Origin of the sequence: Sphingomonas asaccharolytica NBRC 15499 (genome assembly GCF_001598355.1) — a bacterium.
GTDB classification, from domain to species: Bacteria; Pseudomonadota; Alphaproteobacteria; order Sphingomonadales; family Sphingomonadaceae; genus Sphingomonas; species Sphingomonas asaccharolytica.
In genome coordinates this window covers 1-19,553 of sequence record NZ_BCYU01000040.1, presented here as the reverse complement: position 1 = coordinate 19,553, position 19,553 = coordinate 1, and the positions used below count along the sequence as shown (strand labels likewise).

At 64.9% G+C, this 19,553-nt stretch carries 13 protein-coding genes; 2 read left to right on the top strand and 11 right to left on the bottom strand.

What is annotated here, in order from left to right; all coding sequences use genetic code 11:
• Positions 1-63: 63 nt before the first annotated feature.
• The 8 genes from SAS01S_RS12265 to SAS01S_RS12230 form a co-directional block, all read right to left on the bottom strand.
• A complete protein-coding gene (locus tag SAS01S_RS12265) occupies positions 64-837 on the bottom strand; it encodes a metallophosphoesterase family protein (RefSeq protein WP_066808325.1) in 774 nt (257 codons plus the stop codon).
• A complete protein-coding gene (locus SAS01S_RS12260; protein WP_066808324.1) occupies positions 834-1,667 on the bottom strand; it encodes a diacylglycerol/lipid kinase family protein in 834 nt (277 codons plus the stop codon). Before SAS01S_RS12260 ends, SAS01S_RS12265 begins: the two co-directional genes overlap by 4 nt.
• 64 nt (positions 1,668-1,731) lie before the next feature.
• Entirely contained in the window at positions 1,732-2,751 is a 1,020-nt protein-coding gene (locus SAS01S_RS12255; protein ID WP_084238911.1) for a sensor histidine kinase, read from the bottom strand.
• A 53-nt stretch (positions 2,752-2,804) separates the two neighbouring features.
• Positions 2,805-3,614, bottom strand: coding sequence for a DUF815 domain-containing protein (locus tag SAS01S_RS12250; RefSeq protein WP_066808319.1), 810 nt, complete (start codon positions 3,612-3,614; stop codon positions 2,805-2,807).
• A 28-nt stretch (positions 3,615-3,642) separates the two neighbouring features.
• A complete protein-coding gene (locus SAS01S_RS12245; protein WP_066808316.1) occupies positions 3,643-5,688 on the bottom strand; it encodes a tetratricopeptide repeat protein in 2,046 nt (681 codons plus the stop codon).
• 9 nt (positions 5,689-5,697) lie between these two features.
• The gene (gene prsR / locus SAS01S_RS12240; RefSeq protein ID WP_066808314.1) at positions 5,698-7,047 is read right to left on the bottom strand and encodes a PEP-CTERM-box response regulator transcription factor; all 1,350 of its coding nucleotides are present in this window, start codon (positions 7,045-7,047) and stop codon (positions 5,698-5,700) included.
• Positions 7,044-9,092 (bottom strand): XrtA/PEP-CTERM system histidine kinase PrsK, encoded by a 2,049-nt coding sequence (gene prsK, locus SAS01S_RS12235; RefSeq protein ID WP_066808311.1) that lies wholly within the window; start codon positions 9,090-9,092, stop codon positions 7,044-7,046. Before prsK ends, prsR begins: the two co-directional genes overlap by 4 nt.
• A gap of 4 nt (positions 9,093-9,096) precedes the next feature.
• A complete protein-coding gene (locus SAS01S_RS12230; RefSeq protein WP_066808308.1) occupies positions 9,097-10,485 on the bottom strand; it encodes a TIGR03013 family XrtA/PEP-CTERM system glycosyltransferase in 1,389 nt (462 codons plus the stop codon).
• 196 nt (positions 10,486-10,681) lie between these two features.
• Between SAS01S_RS12230 and SAS01S_RS12225 the strand changes: the two genes are divergently transcribed.
• A complete protein-coding gene (locus SAS01S_RS12225; RefSeq protein WP_084238909.1) occupies positions 10,682-11,731 on the top strand; it encodes a mannose-1-phosphate guanylyltransferase/mannose-6-phosphate isomerase in 1,050 nt (349 codons plus the stop codon).
• 157 nt (positions 11,732-11,888) lie between these two features.
• On the opposite strand, the gene SAS01S_RS12220 is transcribed toward SAS01S_RS12225, so the two are convergent.
• The 3 genes from SAS01S_RS12220 to SAS01S_RS12210 form a co-directional block, all read right to left on the bottom strand.
• A complete protein-coding gene (locus SAS01S_RS12220) occupies positions 11,889-14,633 on the bottom strand; it encodes a TonB-dependent receptor (RefSeq protein ID WP_084238907.1) in 2,745 nt (914 codons plus the stop codon).
• A 154-nt stretch (positions 14,634-14,787) separates the two neighbouring features.
• A complete protein-coding gene (gene pepF, locus SAS01S_RS12215; RefSeq protein ID WP_066808302.1) occupies positions 14,788-16,647 on the bottom strand; it encodes an oligoendopeptidase F in 1,860 nt (619 codons plus the stop codon).
• A gap of 86 nt (positions 16,648-16,733) precedes the next feature.
• Entirely contained in the window at positions 16,734-18,347 is a 1,614-nt protein-coding gene (locus SAS01S_RS12210) for a DUF6311 domain-containing protein (RefSeq protein ID WP_157082794.1), read from the bottom strand.
• 143 nt (positions 18,348-18,490) lie between these two features.
• On the opposite strand from SAS01S_RS12210, the gene SAS01S_RS12205 reads away from it, so the two are divergent.
• Complete coding sequence (locus SAS01S_RS12205; protein WP_066808295.1) at positions 18,491-19,435, top strand: bifunctional helix-turn-helix transcriptional regulator/GNAT family N-acetyltransferase; 945 nt, start codon at positions 18,491-18,493, stop codon at positions 19,433-19,435.
• Positions 19,436-19,553: the final 118 nt, after the last annotated feature.

Below are 19,553 nucleotides of genomic sequence, written 5' to 3'. Positions count from 1 at the left end.
CTGGGGGACACCCCTCCCCCGCTCGCGGGAGAGTGCTAAAACGACATCGCCAAACGTAGGAGTTCACACCGCCTCCGGCTCCTCCACCGGCAAAACCTCATCAGGCTGCGGCGCCATCGTGCGGCACACGACCTCGAACGCACCATTCTCGATCCTGATCTCGTTGAACGACGGCGGCGTCGAGCGCGTGCGTTCGGACAGGGTGCCGGCGCCGATCATGCGCACCACCGCCTCGCCGTCGCGATGCTCGACGTCGAATGCGTCATGGACATGCCCGGTCAACACCGCATTCGCGCCTGCCCTGACCAGCGCCTCCAGTGCCTCGGCGCCGTGATGCGTCTGTTTCGACAGGCGCTTGTGCGGCTCGATCAGCGGATGGTGGCACGCGATGAACACCAATTTATCCTTGGGCACCGCCGCGACTAACGCCAGCGCCTGATCGAGCGCATGGCGGCTGACATAGCCCGACGCCCAGTTGAGGCGGAATTGCGCGCGTGCGGTGGTCTTGAGCGGGACGATCGCGACGCCAGGCAGTTCGACCGGCTTTTCGATCATGCGCTCGATCTCGCGAATCCGGCGATAGGGCGTGAAGATCCGGGCCAGCAAGTTGAAATAGGGCAGGTCATGGTTACCGACCTCGACCGTGACCGGCCGGCCGAGCGATCGCAGCCAGGCCAGTCCGGCATCGAATTCGCTGCGTCGCGCGCGCATCGTCAGGTCGCCGGTCATCACTACCGCATCGGGCTGTTCGGCCGCGATCAGCGCGTCGAACCAGGCGATCGCCGCTTTGTCCTCGCGTCCGAAATGGACGTCGCTGACGTGGAACAATCGGATCATGCATGCTCTTTCGCGGTGGTGATGAACTGTTGCCTGCTACGCCCGACCGTGATGGTCGTTCCCGGATCGAGCATCTGCGGCTCGCCATCGAACAATGCCAGCACCGGACGGCGCTCGGCGATGCGCAATTTCTGGGCGCGAATTTCGGTCACCGCCTGGGCCGCGAGCCAATCTCCGGTCACCCAGTTCCAGCCGAGACCGGCGATCGCGCCGGCATCGCGCGCATTGACTGCGGCGATCTGCAGATGATCGTCCTGCGCCCGGATATAGGCGCCCTGGACCCGGGAAGGAAAACCAGGCGCGCCGGTCAAATGCACGCCGCGCCCGAACGTCCGCCGCCACGCGGCGCGGATTGCGGGCCAGATCTTGCCCAAGCTACCCTCGCGCACATGTTCTCGGGCGCGGTACCAGCTTGCCGCCGGCCCAACGATCATCCCGACCAGCGCGCGATGCTTTCCTGCCTCGACATAAGAGAGCGCCACGCGACGCCCATGTTCGTGCGCCGCCTCCAGGATCGCCGCCGGGTCGGTGTCGCTGTGCAATGCCTTGGCAAGCATGTTCATCGTGCCGCCGGGCAGGATCAGAATGCTGCCATCCCACGCCGCCAGCGCGCACGACGCCGCGTTGATCGTGCCATCGCCAGCGAACAGAACCACGGTGTCCGCCCCCACCTGATCGAGATCGGTAGCGGTCGGCATCCCCTCATCGGGGAAATTGGTGCGGCCGACAAAGCTCAGTTCGCGCTCGGTGCAGGCCGCTTCGATTGCCTCGGCCTTTTTCGCGTCGGATGAGCCGGAATGCGGATTGGTAATGAACCAGAGTCGTTCCATGCCCGACACAACGCCCCGGCGACGCGAAGTTTCAGTAAGAGCGTGAGGGCATGAGTCCTCACACTCAAGGCAGATCCATCGTCACCCGCGTCCCATCGGCATCGCTTTGGGTGGTCAATGTTCCGCCGATCTGTTTGGCGAAGGCTTCGATCAATCTTTGGCCGAGCCCGCCGTCTTTGCTTTTCGCCCGCGATCCGGGCGGAAGCCCGACACCATCATCGGCGACGGTCAATCGCCATCCGCCCTCCTGCAGATGCTTCCACGAGACGCCGATCGTTCCGGTCTCCCGCTCGGGGAAAGCGTGCTTGGCGGCGTTGGTGACAAGCTCGTTGACGACCAGGCCGATCGATACCGCATGGTCGCGCTGAATATGCGCGGCATCGGCATCGCACGTCAGCGTGATGGCGCCGCGCAGCAGCAAGGCGTCGGACAGCGCATTGCACAAATCCTTGAGATATTCGCTGACATTGACCTCGCTCCCCTGTCCGTCGCGATAAAGGTGCCGGTGCGCGCGCGCGATGCTGTCGACGCGCATTAAGGCCGAACCCAAGGCTTCGCTGGCGGCGGGATCGCTGACGCGGCGGCGCTGGATGTCGAGCATGCTGGCGACGATCTGGAAATTGTTCTTCACGCGATGTTCGAATTCGCTGAGCATCAGGTCGCGATCGGCGATTTCGCGGTCGCGCTCGGCGGTTGCGCGATGCACCGCCCGGCGAAAGGTTTCGGCAAGGGAGATAGTCAGACCCGCGGCAACGGAGACGGCGAACAGCGTCCAATAGGGCCCGCTCTCGGTAGTTGTGGGCGATGGCAGATAGACGAAGAAAAACGCGTAAACGATCGAGATGACGGCGGTCAGCAGCCCTGATTGCCAACGCGCGAACAATGTCGCGATCATGATCGCGGGATAGACCAACGCAAACACCGCCGCGCCCGGCGCCAGGGCATTGATCCCGATGCGCAGCAGGCCGGCCGCGCCGACGCACAGCAATGCTACGCCGCACTGGGTCGCCCAGCGCGGTACCGCCGGGTGCAACCGGTCGGGCAGATCGAGTTCGCCTATCCTGGCCATGTATCGACTGGGCATCGTTACCGCCCCCGAAGTCAAGCCAATGCGGCCAGATAATGATCCTTATCGGATTAGAAAGGCAGCCTCTTGCCCGATCGTCCAGCCAAATCAGTGATATAATGCCAGGCCACGCGCCCCGACCGACCGCCGCGGCGAGTCGACCAGCCGACCGCCTCATCGGCATCGAACGCCAAGCCGAACCGGTCGGCATAAGCGCGGACGATCGCCAGATATCCCGGCTGGTCGACGACATGGAACCCCAGGCTGAGCCCGAATCGGTCGGCAAGCGCGAGATGATCGTCGACGCTGTCACGTGGGTTGATCGCGCTTTCCTGTTCGGCGATGTCGCGCGGGACCAGATGGCGGCGATTGGCAGTCACCACCAAGCGGGCATTGGCCGGTCGCGCCTCCGCTCCGCCCTGGAGCAGCGAGCGCAGCGCACGGGCATCCCCGCCTGCATCGAAGCCGAGATCGTCGAGGAACAGGACGAACGCCCGCGGCAGGCCATCGATCCGGTCGAACAGCGCACGCAGGCCGTCCATCGCCGCGACCTCGATCAGGGCGAGCTTGCGATCTTCGGCCTGGACCGCCGACACCGCGCTCTTGACCAACGCCGACTTGCCGGTCCCGCGTGCCCCCCACAACAAGACGTCCTGTGCGGCAAAGCCGTCCGCCAATCGGCCGAAATCCTCGACCAGAGCGGCCTTCTGCGCGTCGATCCCCAATAATAGGTCGAGCGGCAGCGGATCGAACTTGCGAGCGGCGGCCAGGCGCCCGTCGCGCCAAATATAGGCCGGCTGCGCGAGCGGATCGGCATCGGACGGCACGGCCGGCGCAATGCGTTCGAGCGCGGCGGCGATACGGTCGAGCGGGTCGGTCATGCCAGCCGCGTTACACGGCTCGGCCCGTTCAGCCCAGCGTCTTGAGCAACGCCTCGGCCGGTGCACGATCGGTGAAGCCGGGATCGGCAAGCAACGCCGCGATGGCGGTCGTTGCTTGGGCATTACGGCCGCTATCGGCATAGGCCTGGGCCAGATGCCAGCGAATGCCGCTCTGCTTAGGCGCGATCGACATGGCTTTCTCGAACAGGTCGATCGCCTTGGCATTCTCGCCAGCCGCATAGAGCGCCCAGCCATAAGCATCGGTCGCCGCCGGGCTCATCGGTGCGATGTCATACGCCGCCGCGCCATAGGAAATCGCGTCGTCGACATTATCCGCGCCGACATTGGCGTAAGCGAGTTCGGACAACAGGCCCGAATCGCGCGAGCCGACGCGCGCGCGCAAATCCTCCAGCGTGTCGACCGCCCCATCCCAATCGCCCGACGCGATCTGCCAATGCGCGGCGAGGCGCAACGCGGGCACGCTTTCGGGATGCTGGTTCAGGAACAGCGCCAGCACGCTGGTCGCTTCGGGCCGGCGGCCCGCCTGATCGAGCGCATCGACCGTGCGCAACATGGTCGGCTCGTCGAACTTGATATCTGCCGCCTTGCGATAGGCATCGGCCGCCTCGCCATATCGGCCCATCGTCATCAACGTGTCGCCGACCAGCAGATGCGCCGCGGGCGCGCCCGGCGTAGCCGCCTGGAGCGCCCGCGCCCGCGCCAATGCGGTATCGCCCTGGCCGGCATCGATCAGCCCGCGGACCACGGTGACCGCGAGCACCGGGTTGGTCGGATCCTTGTCGGCCGCGCCGGTCAGCACCGCAAGGCTGTCGTCGGTGCCGAACGGAGTCGCCCCGGCGCGCACCGGCCAGGCCGAGCGGTCGAGGAATTTGGCGGCCCAGTCGCGTTCGCCGGTTGCTTCGAACGCGCGCCCGACCAGTCCCAAAGTATAGCTGTCGGCATCGCCACGCATCGCCACCGGACGCAGCACATCGAGCGCGCCCTTGGCGTCCCCCGACCGCAGCAGCGCCGCGCCGAGCAGCCGGCGCGCGGTGATATTCATCGGCTGTCGCCCAACCAGCTCGCGCCATACCTCGATCGCCTGTTCATAGGCGCCGGCCTGATACTCGAGCGTCCCATTGAGCAGCAGCGCGCCGGGCAGATCGTCGATCCGTCCGCCGGTCCGCTCCATCATGCTGCGTGCGAGATCGTAATTCTCCGCGCGCGCCGCGAGCACGGCCTGGAGATAGAAAGCCTGTGGGCTCGCCGGCCGCGCGGCAAGCGCGCGCCGCGTGGCGCCGAGCATGTCGGTATAGCGACCGAGATCGCCGAGCGTGGCGGCATATTCGATCAGCGCCGGATGGTAATAGGCATCGCGCTGCAGCGCTGCCTCGAACCACGGCAAAGCGGCATTCAGGCCATATTGCTCGCGCACCAATTCGCCGCGCAAGGTCAGCGCCTCGAGATTGTTGGGATCGAGCTCGACTGCCTTTTGCGCATTGTTTGAGGCACCGGCGATATCGCCCGTGCTGTAACGGATGCGGCCGAGGTCGGACCAAGCGTAGGAATTGCCGGGATTGCCGTCGAGCAATTCGCCGAGCAGCGCCTGCGCCTCGGCCGTCTTGCCCTGCGTCGCCAGCGCTCGTGCGGTGACGCGCGCGGCATAACCGCCGAATTTGGGATCCGCCTTGGCAGCCTCGGCCAGCGCACGCTTGGCGTCGCCTTGCAACAGCCAGGCTTCGGCGAGCAATTGATGCCCCCGGCTCATGTCGAACCCGGCGGCGGCGGCACGGCCGAGTTCGGATTCGGCTCCCACGCCATCGCCCAGCGCGAGGAAGGTTCGCGCCAACACCGCATGCGCGGCGCCCCATTGCGGATCCTGCTTGACCGCCGCCTGAGCATGCGCCCGCGCGGCATTGAAATTGCCGTCCTGGAGCAGCGCCAGACTATAGCCCAATTCGGTGCGCGCGCCGGTTGCGTCGGCTTGTGCCGGTGCGGTCAGCGTCGCCGTGACGCCGATCACCGCGGCGATCGCTGTGGCGCCGATCAGCGCGCTTTTGACAATGGTCTTCATGGTCCAGTCCTAGGCATGGAGGTCGTAATTCTTGAGCAAATCGTAGAGCGTCGGGCGGCTGATCCCGAGCAGCTTGGCGGTGTTCGAGATATTGCCCTCGGCACGCGCCAGTGCGTGGCGGATCGCCTTGCGGTCGGCGGTTTCGCGCACGGCTTTGAGATTGATCGGATCGGGCGTGTCTCGCTCGGCAAGATCGAGATCGATCGCGGTCACGCTCTTGCCGTCGGCCATGATCACCGCGCGCTTCATGCGGTTTTCGAGTTCGCGCACATTGCCCGGCCAGCCCCAGGCGTCGATCGCGCTCAGTGCGTCGGGCGACAGGCCCGTGACCGGCCGGTTCATCGTCTTGGCGTAATGGTGCAGGAAATGCTTGGCGAGCAGCACGGGATCGCCGGTGCGCTCGGCCAGGCTGGGGATGCGTACGACGATCTCCGCCAGGCGATAATAGAGATCCTCGCGGAACGCGCCGCTGGCGACCATGGCATCGACATCCTGATGCGTCGCGCAAACGATCCTGGTGTCGACCGCGATCGGCTTGCGCCCGCCGACCCGCTCGATCACCCGTTCCTGCAGGAAGCGCAGCAACTTGACCTGCAGCGGCAGCGGCACGTCGCCGATTTCATCGAGGAACAAGGTACCGCCGTCGGCGAGCTCGATCTTGCCTTCGGTCGTCTTGACCGCGCCGGTGAACGCGCCCTTTTCGTGGCCGAACAATTCGCTTTCGAGCAATGTCTCGGGGATCGCCGCGCAATTGATCGCGACGAACTGGCCCTTGCGCCCGGATTTCTCGTGCAGGCCGCGCGCCAGCACTTCCTTGCCGGTGCCGCTCGCGCCGAGCAGCATCACCGACACATCGGCATTGGCGACGCGTTCGATCATGCTGGTGACCTTGAGCATTTCGGGCGCGGCAGTGATCAGCCCGCCCAATGCCTCGCGCGACGCGGTGGCGAGACGCCGATTCTCTTCCTCGAGCGCGTGGACATGGAAGGCCCGGGCGACGATCAGGCCCAGCGCGTCGATGTCGATCGGCTTCTGATAGAAATCCCACGCGCCCTCGGCGATCGCGCGCAACGCGCTTTCGCGCGCGCCGTGACCCGAGGCGACGATGACCTTGGTATCGGGCTTCAACCGCAGGATCTCGGCAAGCGTCGCGAACCCTTCGCTGACCCCGTCGGGATCGGGCGGCAGGCCCAGATCGAGCGTCACCACTGCCGGCTCTTCGGCACGCACCGCGTCGATCGCCTCGCGACGGTCGCCCGCCACGACTACCTCGTAATCGTCATAGGCCCAGCGCAACTGGCGCTGCAGCCCGGCATCATCCTCGACGATCAGCAATTTCGGCCGTGGGCCCGTATTCATGCCGCCCGCTCCATCTTGACCGGCGCGAGCGCCTCGCGAAGTACGATGGTGAAGCGTGTGCCCTCGCCTTCGCGACTGACCACGTCGAGCTTGCCGCCCATCGCCTGAATGACCTGGCGCGCTTCGAACGCGCCGATCCCGAATCCGCCGCTCTTGGTCGACGTGAACGGCCGGAACAGCCGGTCGCGGATGAAGCTCGCGCTCATGCCCGGACCAGAATCGATCACCTCGATCGTCGCACGCCCGACCACCACGCCGACCGGCTCGCCCGGCGCGCTGGCCTCGATCGCATTCTGGATCAAATGCCCCAGCGCCTGTTCGAGCCGCGCCGGGTCCGCAACCGCGACGGCATCGCGCATCCCGGTCACCGCGATCGGATGGCTGGCGCCGCGCCGCTGCGTGACGCGCTCGACGATTGGCATCAGCTCGACCGCCACCGGCTCCTCGACTCGCGCCGAATTGTGCTGCGACAAACGCGCCAACAGATCGTTCATCCGCCCGACCGAATCCTTTAGCGTCGCGATCATGTCGACGCGGAAATCGGGGTTGTCGGCATGGCGTTCGGCGTTGCGCGCGACTAGAGTCAGCTGGCTCACCAGATTCTTTACGTCGTGCATGATGAAGGCGAAGCGGCGATTGAATTCGTCGAAGCGGCGAGCATCGGCCAGCGCTTCGTGCGCGCGCGCTTCGGCAAGATAGCTAGCGACCTGCCGGCCGGCGATGCGCAACAAATCGAAATCCTCCCAGTCGAGCGAGCGGTCGATCGGCGGGCGCGCCAGCAGGATCGCGCCGATCAGCTGATTGAGGTGGACGAGCGGCACGATCGCCCAGGCGCTCGGCTCGTCGAGCATCCATTGCGGCACCGCAGCGAGCTCGCCTGGCGGCGCATCGCCCGCCCGCACCGCGTCGAGTTCGATGATCCGGCTGTTTCCGGCCATCGACTGCGCCAGCGGCTCCCCGGCGATGGTGACAGGCACGGTCCCCAGCCAATTCCATGTCGCGCCAAGGCCGAACACACCGTCGTCCGCCACCAACAACAGCCCCGCAGAGGAATCGGTAACGTCGGCGACCGCCTTGACGATGCGTTCCTCGAGCGGCGCCGCGCCGTCGCCGGGAGCCCCCAGCGTATCGGTGAAACGCGACCATTCGGCCCGATAGTCATAGCGATGGTTGAACAGATGCTTGGCGACCATCACCCGCAACCAGGCCTTGATTGTGGGCGACGACAACAGGGTCAGCAGGGCGGCGGCCGAGCCGAACACGAAGGCGGTTTGCGCCAGCCGGGCATAGCTGCCGCCGAAGCTGTCGATCGCGCTGATCGCCAGGATCGTGACGACGGCATAGGCCATCAGCGCGACCAGCGAGAGCGACTGCCACGTCACCGTTCGCGACAATTTGAGCGTCCAATCGCCGTTGCGATGGACCGCGATCGCCAGCAGCGGCACGATCGCGATCATGACCAGGCCCCGCGTGGCGATCAATTCCTGTGAACCTTCGCCGCTGAGATAGGCGGTCGTGTACAGGACGAGATCGCTCGTCCACATGATCGCGAGCGCCGCCACCGCGAGCCGGATACCCCCACGGGCGCCCGGCGCCGCGACCGAATAAAGATGGTGCACCAATACCAACGCGCCGAGAGCGACCATCATCCGCAACAGGATGCGCACCGCCGCGAAACCCTTGACGACGTCGGCGGGCACCGACGCCTGGATGACGCTCAGGACAATTCCGGCCAGCGCGACCAGCACGACCACGCCATAGATCATCGTCACCGCCCGATCACGCCCGGCGGAGTGATCGCGTCGCAGCAATGCCATCATGAAGGCGAGCCAAGCGATGTTGCGCAGGCTTTCCGCCACGCGTGCGGTCAAATCGGGATTGCCGATCCCGGCAACCGCCAGCGCCCATAAAGCCGTAATACCCAAGGCGGCGACGAACGCGGTGCGCGGCACGCTGACCGCACCGTCGCGCAATTGCGACAGCGCGAGCACCGCGAACAGCAACGCCGCGAGGGCGTGACCCCAAAGGATGATCGTCCCGGCCATCGCCCTACCGCGCGCCTTCCGGCCACAGCACGACGCGGATCGTCTGGAGCAGGATCAACAGGTCGAGGAAGGGCGAATAATTCTTCGCGTAATAGAGGTCGTATTCGAGTTTCTGCCGGCTATCCTCGATCGACGCGCCATAGGGATAATTGATCTGTGCCCAGCCCGTAATGCCCGGCTTCACCATGTGGCGCTCCGCATAATAAGGCAGCTGCTGTTCGAGATCCTCGACGAATTGCGGGCGTTCGGGGCGCGGACCGACAAAGCTCATCTCGCCCTTGAGCACCGACCAGCATTGCGGCAGTTCGTCGATCCGCACCTTGCGGATGAAGCGGCCGATCCGGGTGATGCGCGGATCGTCCTTCTCGGCCCACACCGCCTGGCCGTTGACCTCGGCATCCTGGCGCATCGAGCGCAGCTTGAGGCAGTCGAACCCGACTCCGTACAGGCCGACGCGGCGCTGGCGATAGAAAGCCGGGCCCTTGCTCTCGAGCTTCACCGCCAGGGCCGTGAGCAGGATGACGGGACCCGCGAGCACGAGCAGCAGCAAGCTGGCGATGATATCAAACAGCCGCTTGAACACCCCCGACAGCATCCGCCCGGAAGAGAAGCCGTCGGAGAAGATCAGCCAGCTAGGATTGACGCTCTGCAAGTCGACGCGGCCCGTCTCGCGCTCGAGGAAGGTCGAGATATCGTTGACATGGACGCCGGTGGTCTTGATCCGCAGCAGGTCCTTGAGCGGCAGTGCGTTGCGCCGTTCCTCGAGCGCGAGCACCACTTCGCTCGCATTGAGCAGTACGACATGATCGGCGAGGTTGTAGATCGCGTCGCGCGCGATCGCTTCCGGGATCACCCGATTGGCTTCGCTCATCGAGACATAGCCGACCACGACGAAGGCCGATCCGGGCTGTTGCTGCAAGGCCTTCAGCCGGGCGGCGCGCGGACCCGCGCCAAGCACGACGACGCGGCGCTTGAATACGTGGCTGCCCAGCATCTTACCGAGCAGGATCCGCATCACGATCAGCGACACCGCCGCGATCCCCATCGCGTAGAACAGGTTCGATCGCCAGAAAGTGATTGCCGGCGAGAGGAAGAACAATACCGACAGGAAGATGATCCCGAGCGAGATCGCGACCAGGATGCGCGCGACCGCCCGGCGCAGCGACTGCAGCGCATCGGCGCCATAAACGCCGACCGCGATCATCGCGGTTTCGAGCGAGAGGGCGAAAGTGAATAGCTGCGGCAAGCGATCGACGATCGGCTCGACGATGCTGCCGAGCTGATGCAGGCGGATCGAATAAGCGATCTCCGCCGCCGCGATCAGCAACGCGACGTCGAGCAAACCCAGGAACAAAACGGCGTGCGGCACATAGTGCTTGAACAGCCTGATCATCGTCTTCGCCTGCCTTCTCGGCCTTGGGGTGCAGCCCCTAGTTCGATCGTCGGGTGTAAGATTTTCCGACAGGTTTCAGGCGGTGTCGCAGAAATTGACAAAGAAAGGCTGAACGCCGCGGAAACCCGCGACTTTCTGTGAGTTTGGCAAATCGTCGGAAGACCCTAGATTAGTATCAACCGCAAAGGACCCGTGAATGCCCGAGACGACGTCGATCATCCCTGTCATCCTCTCGGGCGGATCGGGCACGCGGCTGTGGCCGATGTCGACACCGGAAACGCCCAAGCAATTGCTCGCGCTGACCGCCGACGAAACCATGCTCCAGCTGACTGCGCAGCGCGCCTCGGGCGACCATTTCGCGCCGCCGATCGTCGTCGCCAACCAGCGTCATGCCGAAGAGATCGAAGCGCAGCTCAAGGCGGTCGGCACCCCCGCCCAGGCGCTGATCCTCGAACCGGTGGCGCGCAACACCGCGCCGGCGATCGCCCTCGCCGCGCTCGCGGCCGGCGGTGGCGACGCCGCCTTGCTGATCATGCCGTCGGATCATGTCATCACCGATACCGACGCCTTCCACGCCGCCATCCATGCGGCGCGTCCGATGGTCGATCAGGGCTGGCTGGTCACGTTCGGGATCGATCCGCACGCTCCGGAAACCGGCTATGGCTGGATCCATGTCGGCGAAGCCGTCGCGCCGCGCGTGCATAAGGTGGCGCGCTTCGTCGAAAAACCCCCGCGCGATCGCGCCGAGGCGATGTTGGCGGCGGGCGATCATGTCTGGAACGGTGGCATCTTCCTGTTCCGCGCCGACGCGTTCCTGGGGGCACTGGCAGTTCATGCGCCGGAGGTTCTGCATGCGGCGCAGCAGGCCATGCTCAAGGCCAGGCATGAGGGCGCCCGCGTCCATCCCGACCCGCAAGCTTTCGCTGCCTCTCCGTCGGATTCAATCGACTATGCGGTGATGGAAAAGGCCCCTCGCGTCGCGGTCGTGCCGGTCAGCATGGGCTGGAGCGACCTCGGCAGTTGGGATGCGCTCCACGAATTGAGTGCGTGCGACGGGAGCGGCAATGTCTGCAAGGGCGACGTCGTCGCGATCGAGACCGAGAATTGTCTGGTCCAGGCCGATGGCGTGCGCATCGCTCTGGTGGGAGTGACCGACCTGATCGTGGTCGCCAACGGCAAGGACGTCCTGATCCTCCCGCGCGGCCGCAGCCAGGAGGTCAAGAAGCTGATCGAGGCGATGAAATAGGAGCCCCAAACCTTCTCCCCCTGGGGAGAAGGATACCGCAGCTTGGCAGCTTGCTGCCTAGAAGGTTGGATAAGGGTAAGCGGCGCTGCGCGCGCACGACCGCGTAGCGGGCGGTCGCCCCCTCGTCATCCCACAGGGGAAGAGGGGCCCTCCGCTCCTAAAAGTGCAGCTGCACGCCGATGCGATAGGTCGACCCATAACGTTCGCGCTCGACCAGGAAGTCCTTCTCGCCCTGGTAGTGGCGCCACGGCGAGTCCGTCAGGTTGGCCGCGTCAAAGTAGATCGTGTACTGCGGCGTCACCTGATAGCCGACGTGCAGGTCGAGCTGTCCCTGCGAATCCCACCAGGAATCGGTCGCAGCGCTGGTCCCGACGACGTCGGAGAAAGCCGAGCGGTAATTGAACGCCAGCCGCGCGGTGAGACCGTATTTCTCGTAGAAGATGCTGACGTTGCCGAGGTCGTGCGACTGATAGGCCAGCGGGATAGCGCCGGCGCGGAACCCTGGGCCGGTCGCGTGGCCCCAGACGTGGGTGTAATTGGCCGAGATGCCGAACCCGCTCAGGAAGCCCGGCAGGCCGGTGAACTGAGTCTGGGCGTTGAGCTCGACGCCGCCGATGAATTCCTTGTCCATGTTGGTATATTGGGTGAGGTTGATCGTCGGATAATCGGCCACGGACGCGCCGGGAATGTCGCCCGGATTGGCGAGATTTGGGAGCCCAATCTGATAGATCGGGTTCTTGATGTCCTTGTAGAAGAAGCCGGCGCTGAACAGGCTGTCCTTGGTCGGGTAATATTCGATCGCCGCGTCGAAATTGACCGCCTTGTAGGGCTTGAGGAAAGGGTTGCCGGCGTTGACGATGGGCGGCAGTCCACCGTTCGGCGTCACGGTGATGAAGGGCGCCAGCGTGCTGTAGTTCGGGCGGCCAATCGAAGTCGTCACAGCACCGCGCAGCAGCAAATTGGGCAGCGCCTCGAACTTGACGTTCAGGCCCGGGAACCAGTCGGTGTAGCTGTTGCTGGCAACGGCGTTGAAGCCGTTGTTGGCGGCGAGCGCAGCCGCATAGGCGGCGTCGGTCTTGATCGTGCCGCCGAGTGTTGTGAGCGCGGGGTTGACGACCTTCGCGGCGGTCCGATCGCGCGTATTCTCGACGCGCACGCCGGGAATGATCGTCAAATTGCCGAACTTCAGCGTCACCATCGCATAGCCCGCCAGAATCCGTTCCTTGACGTCGTAATCGGGCGCCAGCGAGCCGGCCAGATTGCCCGAGTAATCGAACGTCGCCACGCTCGGGTGGGCGGCGAGATAGGCCTGCGCCTTGTTCCAGTCGATCCGCTGGCCGAAGTTGAACAGTCCGTTGTAGAAGTCGTTGTTGCCGAGGAAACCGACCGTATCGAGCGTCCAGTTGGCGCCCTTGGTGCTCTTGTAGCTGATCAGATCGTGGTCGTCGTTCTTGTGGCGATCGAGATATTTGAAGCCGATCTGGAACGACGAGTCGGTCCCGATCGCGAGCGGATGGCTATAGTCTACCCGTCCCTGCCAGATCCGCTCGAAGGTGAAGCGGTGCTCAGCCTTGAGCTTGCTCTGGATGAAGTTGGTCGGGTCCGAGAAAATCGCGGCATTCGTGCCGTTCGGCACCAGCGTATATGGGTAGGTGGAGGGATCGTAGGTCGCGAGGAGCGGCGGGCTGCCCTTGGGCGGCGTATAGGTGAAGGTAAATTCGCTGCGGATCGGATCGACCTTTTCGGCCCGCGTCCAGCCACCCGACATCGACAGCTTGCCGCCGCCGACGTTGAAGTCACCGCCCAGGGTGACCGACTTGGTATTGTCGTCTTCCTCGCGATGGCGAACCAGGATGGTCGCGGTAGCCGGCAGCGTGGACAGGGTGAGCGCCGCGAGGTCCGCGGGCTTGGTCGGGAGGTTGAGCGCGAGCAAGTTCTGATCGCGGGTCTCGTGATCCTGATATTTGGAATAGCTCGACCGGACGTAAAGCTTCACGTCGTCGCTGGGCCGCCAGTCGAAATTGCCGACGACGCCCAGGCGCGTCCGAAACAGATTGTAATCGCGATAGCCGCCGCCGGCCGGGACGTTCACGCCAGCAACCGGCGTCCAGCTGCTCGAACCCTGGAAATTCTCGGACTCGATCGGCCGCCGCGAATAATTGACCGACAGCACCGCGCCAAACGTTTCGCCGGCGCCGAAGCGGCCGCCAATCGTGCCGTCGACTTCATAAGGCGACTTCTTGTTGATGCCGTACAGGCCGATCGCGCCGCGCGCGTCGAAGAAGAACGGCGCCTTGCTGTCGAACCCGGTCTTGGTCCGGACATTGACCTCGCCGCCGATCGCATTGGCATCCTGGCTGGCGAGCAACGACTTGGTGACGACGACCGACTGGATCATCGCCGAGGGCAGATCGTCAAGCTTGACCACTCGGCCGTCCGGCTCGGGCGCAGGCAAGGTCTGACCGTTGAGCGTGACGTTGACCAGGCTCGGGTCGATACCGCGGATGACGACGTAACGTCCTTCGCCCTGGTCGTTGGCGACCGACAGGCCGGGCAGGCGCTTGACCGCCTCGGCGACATTCTGGTCGGGCAGCTTGCCGACATCGTTGGCGTGGAGCGTTTCCACGAAATTGTCGGCGTCGCGCTTCTCGGCGGTGGCGGCGCGTAGCGCGGCGCGGCTGCCGGTCACGATGATATCGCTGCTCGGCGCATCCGTCGGAGCCGCACCGCTATCTGTGGTCTGCGGCGCGTCGCTCGCGGCCGGCAAGGCCGGGGCGGTCTGTCCGTCGGCGGCGAATGACGGCGTCGCAACGCACAGGGCGATAGCGGCGAGAGCGAAGCGCGACGTCGTGCCGCGCAGCGTGAAGCTGACCATGTCGTGACCCCCGACGAGCTGAGACATTGGCGAATCCCAATGTCCCGTCGCAGCGCGCGCTATTCGCTCCGCACGACATTCGCGCGACTCCGGGGTGACGCCGTCGTTACAATTCGGGGTCGGTTTTGCGACGTGAACTCAATAAAGCCCCCCCCTTCTGGGGAGGGGCTATAGATAGTCTTCAGCCCATCAGCTTCTCGCAGGCATCCAGCGTTTCGCGAAACGTCTGGATGATCGCCTGATATGGCGCCGGGCTCGCCATATCGAGGCCCGCGCGTTTGAGGATCTCGGTCGGATAATCCGATCCGCCTGATTTGAGCACCGTCAGGTAATTGTCGCGCTCTTTCGGCCCGCCCTTGAGGATCGCGCGCGCGAAATAGGACGCCGCCGAGATCGAGGTGGCGTATTGATAGACGTAGAAGCTCGAATAGAAATGCGGGATGTACGCCCATTCGGAAGCGTAGGTATCCGACACCGCGACCTTGGGCCCGTGATAGCGCTTAAGCAGATCGAGATACATCGAGCTGAACTTCTCGCCTGACATCCCCTCGCCCGCTTCCGCCTTGTCGTGCGCGGCGAGCTCGAACTCGGCGAACATTGCTTGACGATAGAAGGTCCCGCGCATGCCCTCGAGCTGCATGCCGAGATAATAGAGTTTCTCCTGCTTGGTCCTGGCATTGGCGACCATATAGGCGGCAAGCAGCTGCTCGTTGCAGGTCGAGGCGATCTCGGCGAGGAACAACGGATAATCCGATTTCTCATAGACCTGGTTCTTGTTCGCGAGCAAAGTATGCATCGCATGGCCCCATTCGTGCGCGAAGGTGGTCATCCCTTCGTAATTGTGCCCCAGATTGAGCAGTAGATAGGGGTGCAGGTCGTAGGCCGCGCCGGGGTTCATGTAGGCGCCCGATTTCTTGCCCGGCCGCGGAAACGGATCCATCCACTTGGCCGCGGTCGCCTTGCCGAGCAAATCGACATATTCGGGGCCGAGCACCTTGGTCGCGGCCAGCGTGTTGGTCCGCATATCGGCGAGCTCGGCCTTCTGATCGAGCTTCACCAGTGGCGGATAGATGTCGTAATAGGCCATGTCGGGCAGGCCGAGCAGCTTGCGGCGCAATTCGAAATAGCGGTGCAGTTCGGGCAGGCCCTTGTTGGTCTCCGCCACCAGCGTCCGGTACACGCCCTCGGGCACGTTGTTGCTCGACAGCGACATGGCGAGCGAGGTCGGATATTTGCGCGCCTTCTTGCGGAACACGTCGGCCTTGAGCTTGGCGGCATACGCCGCACCGAGCGAGTTCTGGAACCTGCCGTACTCGGCCCAGAAGGTGTCGAACACCAGCTTGCGGTCGGCGCGGTTGGACGCATCGCGGTTGAGCGTATAAGCCTGGTCGTCGAGCCGCACTTGCTTGCCGGTCGACAGGGTCACGGTCGGCCAGGGAATGTCCGAGGCAACGAGCTGCTCGCGAATATCGCTCGGCCCCGACAAAGGCGAACCCACGCCTGCCAGCAGCGTCTCGCCCTCGGGCGACAAAGTGTGCTCGGCCTGACGCAACGTATCGGCGAGCGCGAAGTCGAAGCGCTTCTTGAGCGTGTCGTTCGAGGCGATGAACCCGTCGATCTTGGCCTTGCCCAGGGACAGGATTTCAGGAGTCGACCAGGCGGTCGCTTCGCCCAGCGCAGTGAACAGGTCGATCGCCTGCGCCTGGCGCTCCTGATTGGCCGAGACGCGCAGATCGGCATCGGCCTTGAGGCTGGCATAAGTGTAGACCTTGCTCGCCGCGCGGCCGATATCGGACTGCGCGACCAGGAACGCCGCGAGCGTATCGGCGCTTTCTCCCAATTTGCCCTGGTACTTGGCCAGGCTCGGCACCTCGGCGAGCGTCTTCTTGCGCGCTTCGTCCCACGCCGCATCGCTCGGATAGAGGTCGGTCAGATCCCACATCGCTCCGGGCGCCGCATCCTGTGCCCAGGCCGGCATCGTCGCGGCAATCGACATCATCGCCGCAGCGGTCATCGCCTCACGGCGCGAAAATTCTGTCATGCTATTTCCCTTTGAGCGCGCCGGTGGACCGGCATCGAGTGGATGCACTCATCCTGCCGCGACGGTCTGTCAAAGGGAAGCGTGTATTAGCGGGTTAGCGCACCGACGGGCAGAATCACCGGAATATTGTCGATCCGTGTGAACCGCTCGGCCGCCGCCGCGGGCACCGCGACGTTGGGCGCCAGTACATAGAGCCGGTGCGGATCGATCTGGCCTGCGGCGAACGCCGCCAACTCCTGCCGCTGGCGCTCGACGGTCGCGATCGAATCGCGCGCCGCATAGACCAATCGGACGGGCTTGCCCTGTCCCACCGCACGCCAGGCGATTTCCTGGAACAACGACAGGTCGCGCGTCGCATCTGGCGGCACGAAGGTGACGTTGCTTGCCGTCGCAACCGCACGGTCCCAGCGCGGATCGGGCGTCAAGACATACAGGCGATGCGCGCCTGCTTCGGCACTCTGCGCGCGGACTACCGCGGCCATGCCCGATAGGTCGACGATCTGCACCGCCAGCAGCACAGCGAGCAGCCCATCCGCTAGCGCCCTTGGCAGGCGATAGGCCGCGAGGATTGCGACCAGCACCAGCACGTAAGCGACCGGCCAGAACAACCGGCCCGATGCACGCACCAAATCGAGCGCTGCTATCAGGAAAGCCGGCAACGGCAGGCGCGGCAGCATCTGTCCGGCGATATCGGGATAATTGCTGATCGCGAGCAAGGAAAGCGCGACGAGCGCGGGAACCAGCCAGCACAAACGACGCAACAAGGCACGTTGGTCATCCGCCGGCGGCCGTTTCCGTGCGACCACCGCCGCAATCGGAAGCAGCAGGAGCAAGCCGGCACCGAGATACTGGAATCCCTCAAACCCGCGCCCGGCACGCTGCGCGACGGACGGCAGCAGGCGCGAATAAGCCGGCGTGCCTGGGTTTATGGGCGCGTCGATCGGCATCGCGAACGCGCCGTAATTGCCCGCGAGCGCATGCGCTTCTCCGGCACCGAGCAGCCAGGCGAGGCCCGCGACCATCGCCAGGATCGCTGCCGCGCCGCCTGCCAACACGGCGCGTCCACGCCGATCCGCGACCGCGAAGCGCTCGACCATCGCGGTCAGCCAGATCGCGCCGACCATCATCAGCAGATAATTGTGCACCAATGCCGCGATCAGCAGCATCACCGCCCAGCCCCGGTTCGATCCGGCGCGCACCGGGTCGAGGAAGCGCCACAGCGCCCACAGGATTAGCCAATGCGCCATGAGGTTGGCGTGGACATAACGGTTGGCGAGCGTCGGCAACGCGGCGAGCAGCACCACGCCGCACCACAAGGCGATCGGCCCCGGCGCGAATTTTCGCAGTAACAGCCAGGCGAATAACACCTGCAGGAACAAGCAGAGCAGAATCCACGGGCCGACGAACTGCGCATCAGCGGGCAGGAGCGACGCGAGCGGCCGCGTCGCCGCACCAACCAGCGGGTTGCTGTCGGTGAACAGCAGCGGCACGCCCTCGGGCGCGTTGAGCAGATGTGTCCGCAGCATGCCCGGCGCAGGATCGTGCAGCCAGGCATGCATGCCGAGCGCATTCTCGCCATTGTCTGACCCACGGATCAGCCAGCCGGCATTGCCAATGTCGAGCGTCGCGGGATGGAACAGCGCAAGGAACAGCGCCAGCGGCAACAGCAGCAAGGGCAATCGGGGTAGAAGCGCGCGCACCTGAGCGGCTTGCCCGACGGGCGCTACTTTATAGTTAACGGATAAACCCAAATCCTCCCGGCCATGCGAAATCTCCGCCGGCGCTTGACTCCATAACGTGATATATATCATGTTATGATTACAGCGACGAAAGGAAGATTTCGATGGTCGACGATGCGATTGCGCTCGAGGGGGCGGTGATGCTCGGCAGCCGGCTGAAGCGGTTGGCCGAGCGCTTCCAGACCGGGGCCGAACGCATCGCCATGGATAGCGGCCTGCCGACGCAGCCGAGCCAGATGCCGTTACTGACCGCCCTCCACCGTCATGGCCCCCAGACGGTGGGCGATCTCGCCGAGCGGATCGGAATCAGCCAGCCGGCGGTGACGCGCATCCAGTCGCGGCTGCTCGACCTCGGGCTGATCGAGACCAGCCGCGACGAACGCGACCAGCGCACCCGGACGATCGCGCTGACCGACAAGGGCCACGAGGCGATGGACCTGGCCAAGACGGTGTTGTGGCCGCGATTGCGCGCCGCGGTGGCCGAGGTGTGCGACGTCGACGCCTTTCTGGTCCAGATCGCCGCGATCGAAACCGCGCTCGCGGCACAACCGCTCGAACAGCGCCCGCGCGGCGGGCTCGCCATTCGCCGCTTCAGCGATGACCTCGCGCCCGATTTCTATCGCATCAACGCGCAATGGATCGAGGAGATGTACACGCTGGAGCCGACCGATATCGACGTGCTGACCCATCCGCGCGAACGGTTGATCGAGCCCGGCGGGGATGTGTTGTTCGTCGACGATCCCGAGCTCGGCATCGTCGGGACGTGCGCGCTGCAGAGGACCGGCGAGCGCCAGTTCGAGCTGACCAAGATGGGGGTGCTGCCCGAGGCGCGGGGGCGCAAGGCAGGCGAATTCCTGCTCCACGCGACGATCGAGCGCGCCTTCGCTTTGGGTTGTGACCGGCTGTATCTGCTGAGCAACGCCAAGGGAGCGGCGGGCGTGCATCTCTACGAGAAGGCCGGCTTTGTCCACGACGCCGGGATCATGGAGGAATTCGGGAAGCGCTATGCGCGGTGTAATGTGGCGATGCTGTATCGGGGGGTGCGGTAGCGGGCATAAATCCTTCTCCCCTTGTGGGAGAAGGATAGCGCAGCTTGGCGGCGTGCCGCCTAGCGAAGCTTGGATGAGGGGAGCGGCGCAAAAGCGCCGCGCGACCGCTATGCGGTCG

Excerpts from the sequence above, each read along its gene's own strand:
- SAS01S_RS12265 (WP_066808325.1), bottom strand. The coding sequence starts at position 837 with ATGATCCGATTGTTCCACGTCAGCGACGTCCATTTCGGACGCGAGGAC.
- SAS01S_RS12260 (WP_066808324.1), bottom strand. The coding sequence starts at position 1,667 with ATGGAACGACTCTGGTTCATTACCAATCCGCATTCCGGCTCATCCGAC.
- SAS01S_RS12255 (WP_084238911.1), bottom strand. The coding sequence starts at position 2,751 with ATGCCCAGTCGATACATGGCCAGGATAGGCGAACTCGATCTGCCCGAC.
- SAS01S_RS12250 (WP_066808319.1), bottom strand. The coding sequence starts at position 3,614 with ATGACCGACCCGCTCGACCGTATCGCCGCCGCGCTCGAACGCATTGCG.
- SAS01S_RS12245 (WP_066808316.1), bottom strand. The coding sequence starts at position 5,688 with ATGAAGACCATTGTCAAAAGCGCGCTGATCGGCGCCACAGCGATCGCC.
- prsR (WP_066808314.1), bottom strand. The coding sequence starts at position 7,047 with ATGAATACGGGCCCACGGCCGAAATTGCTGATCGTCGAGGATGATGCC.
- prsK (WP_066808311.1), bottom strand. The coding sequence starts at position 9,092 with ATGGCCGGGACGATCATCCTTTGGGGTCACGCCCTCGCGGCGTTGCTG.
- SAS01S_RS12230 (WP_066808308.1), bottom strand. The coding sequence starts at position 10,485 with ATGATCAGGCTGTTCAAGCACTATGTGCCGCACGCCGTTTTGTTCCTG.
- SAS01S_RS12225 (WP_084238909.1), top strand. The coding sequence starts at position 10,682 with ATGCCCGAGACGACGTCGATCATCCCTGTCATCCTCTCGGGCGGATCG.
- SAS01S_RS12220 (WP_084238907.1), bottom strand. The coding sequence starts at position 14,633 with ATGTCTCAGCTCGTCGGGGGTCACGACATGGTCAGCTTCACGCTGCGC.
- pepF (WP_066808302.1), bottom strand. The coding sequence starts at position 16,647 with ATGACAGAATTTTCGCGCCGTGAGGCGATGACCGCTGCGGCGATGATG.
- SAS01S_RS12205 (WP_066808295.1), top strand. The coding sequence starts at position 18,491 with ATGGTCGACGATGCGATTGCGCTCGAGGGGGCGGTGATGCTCGGCAGC.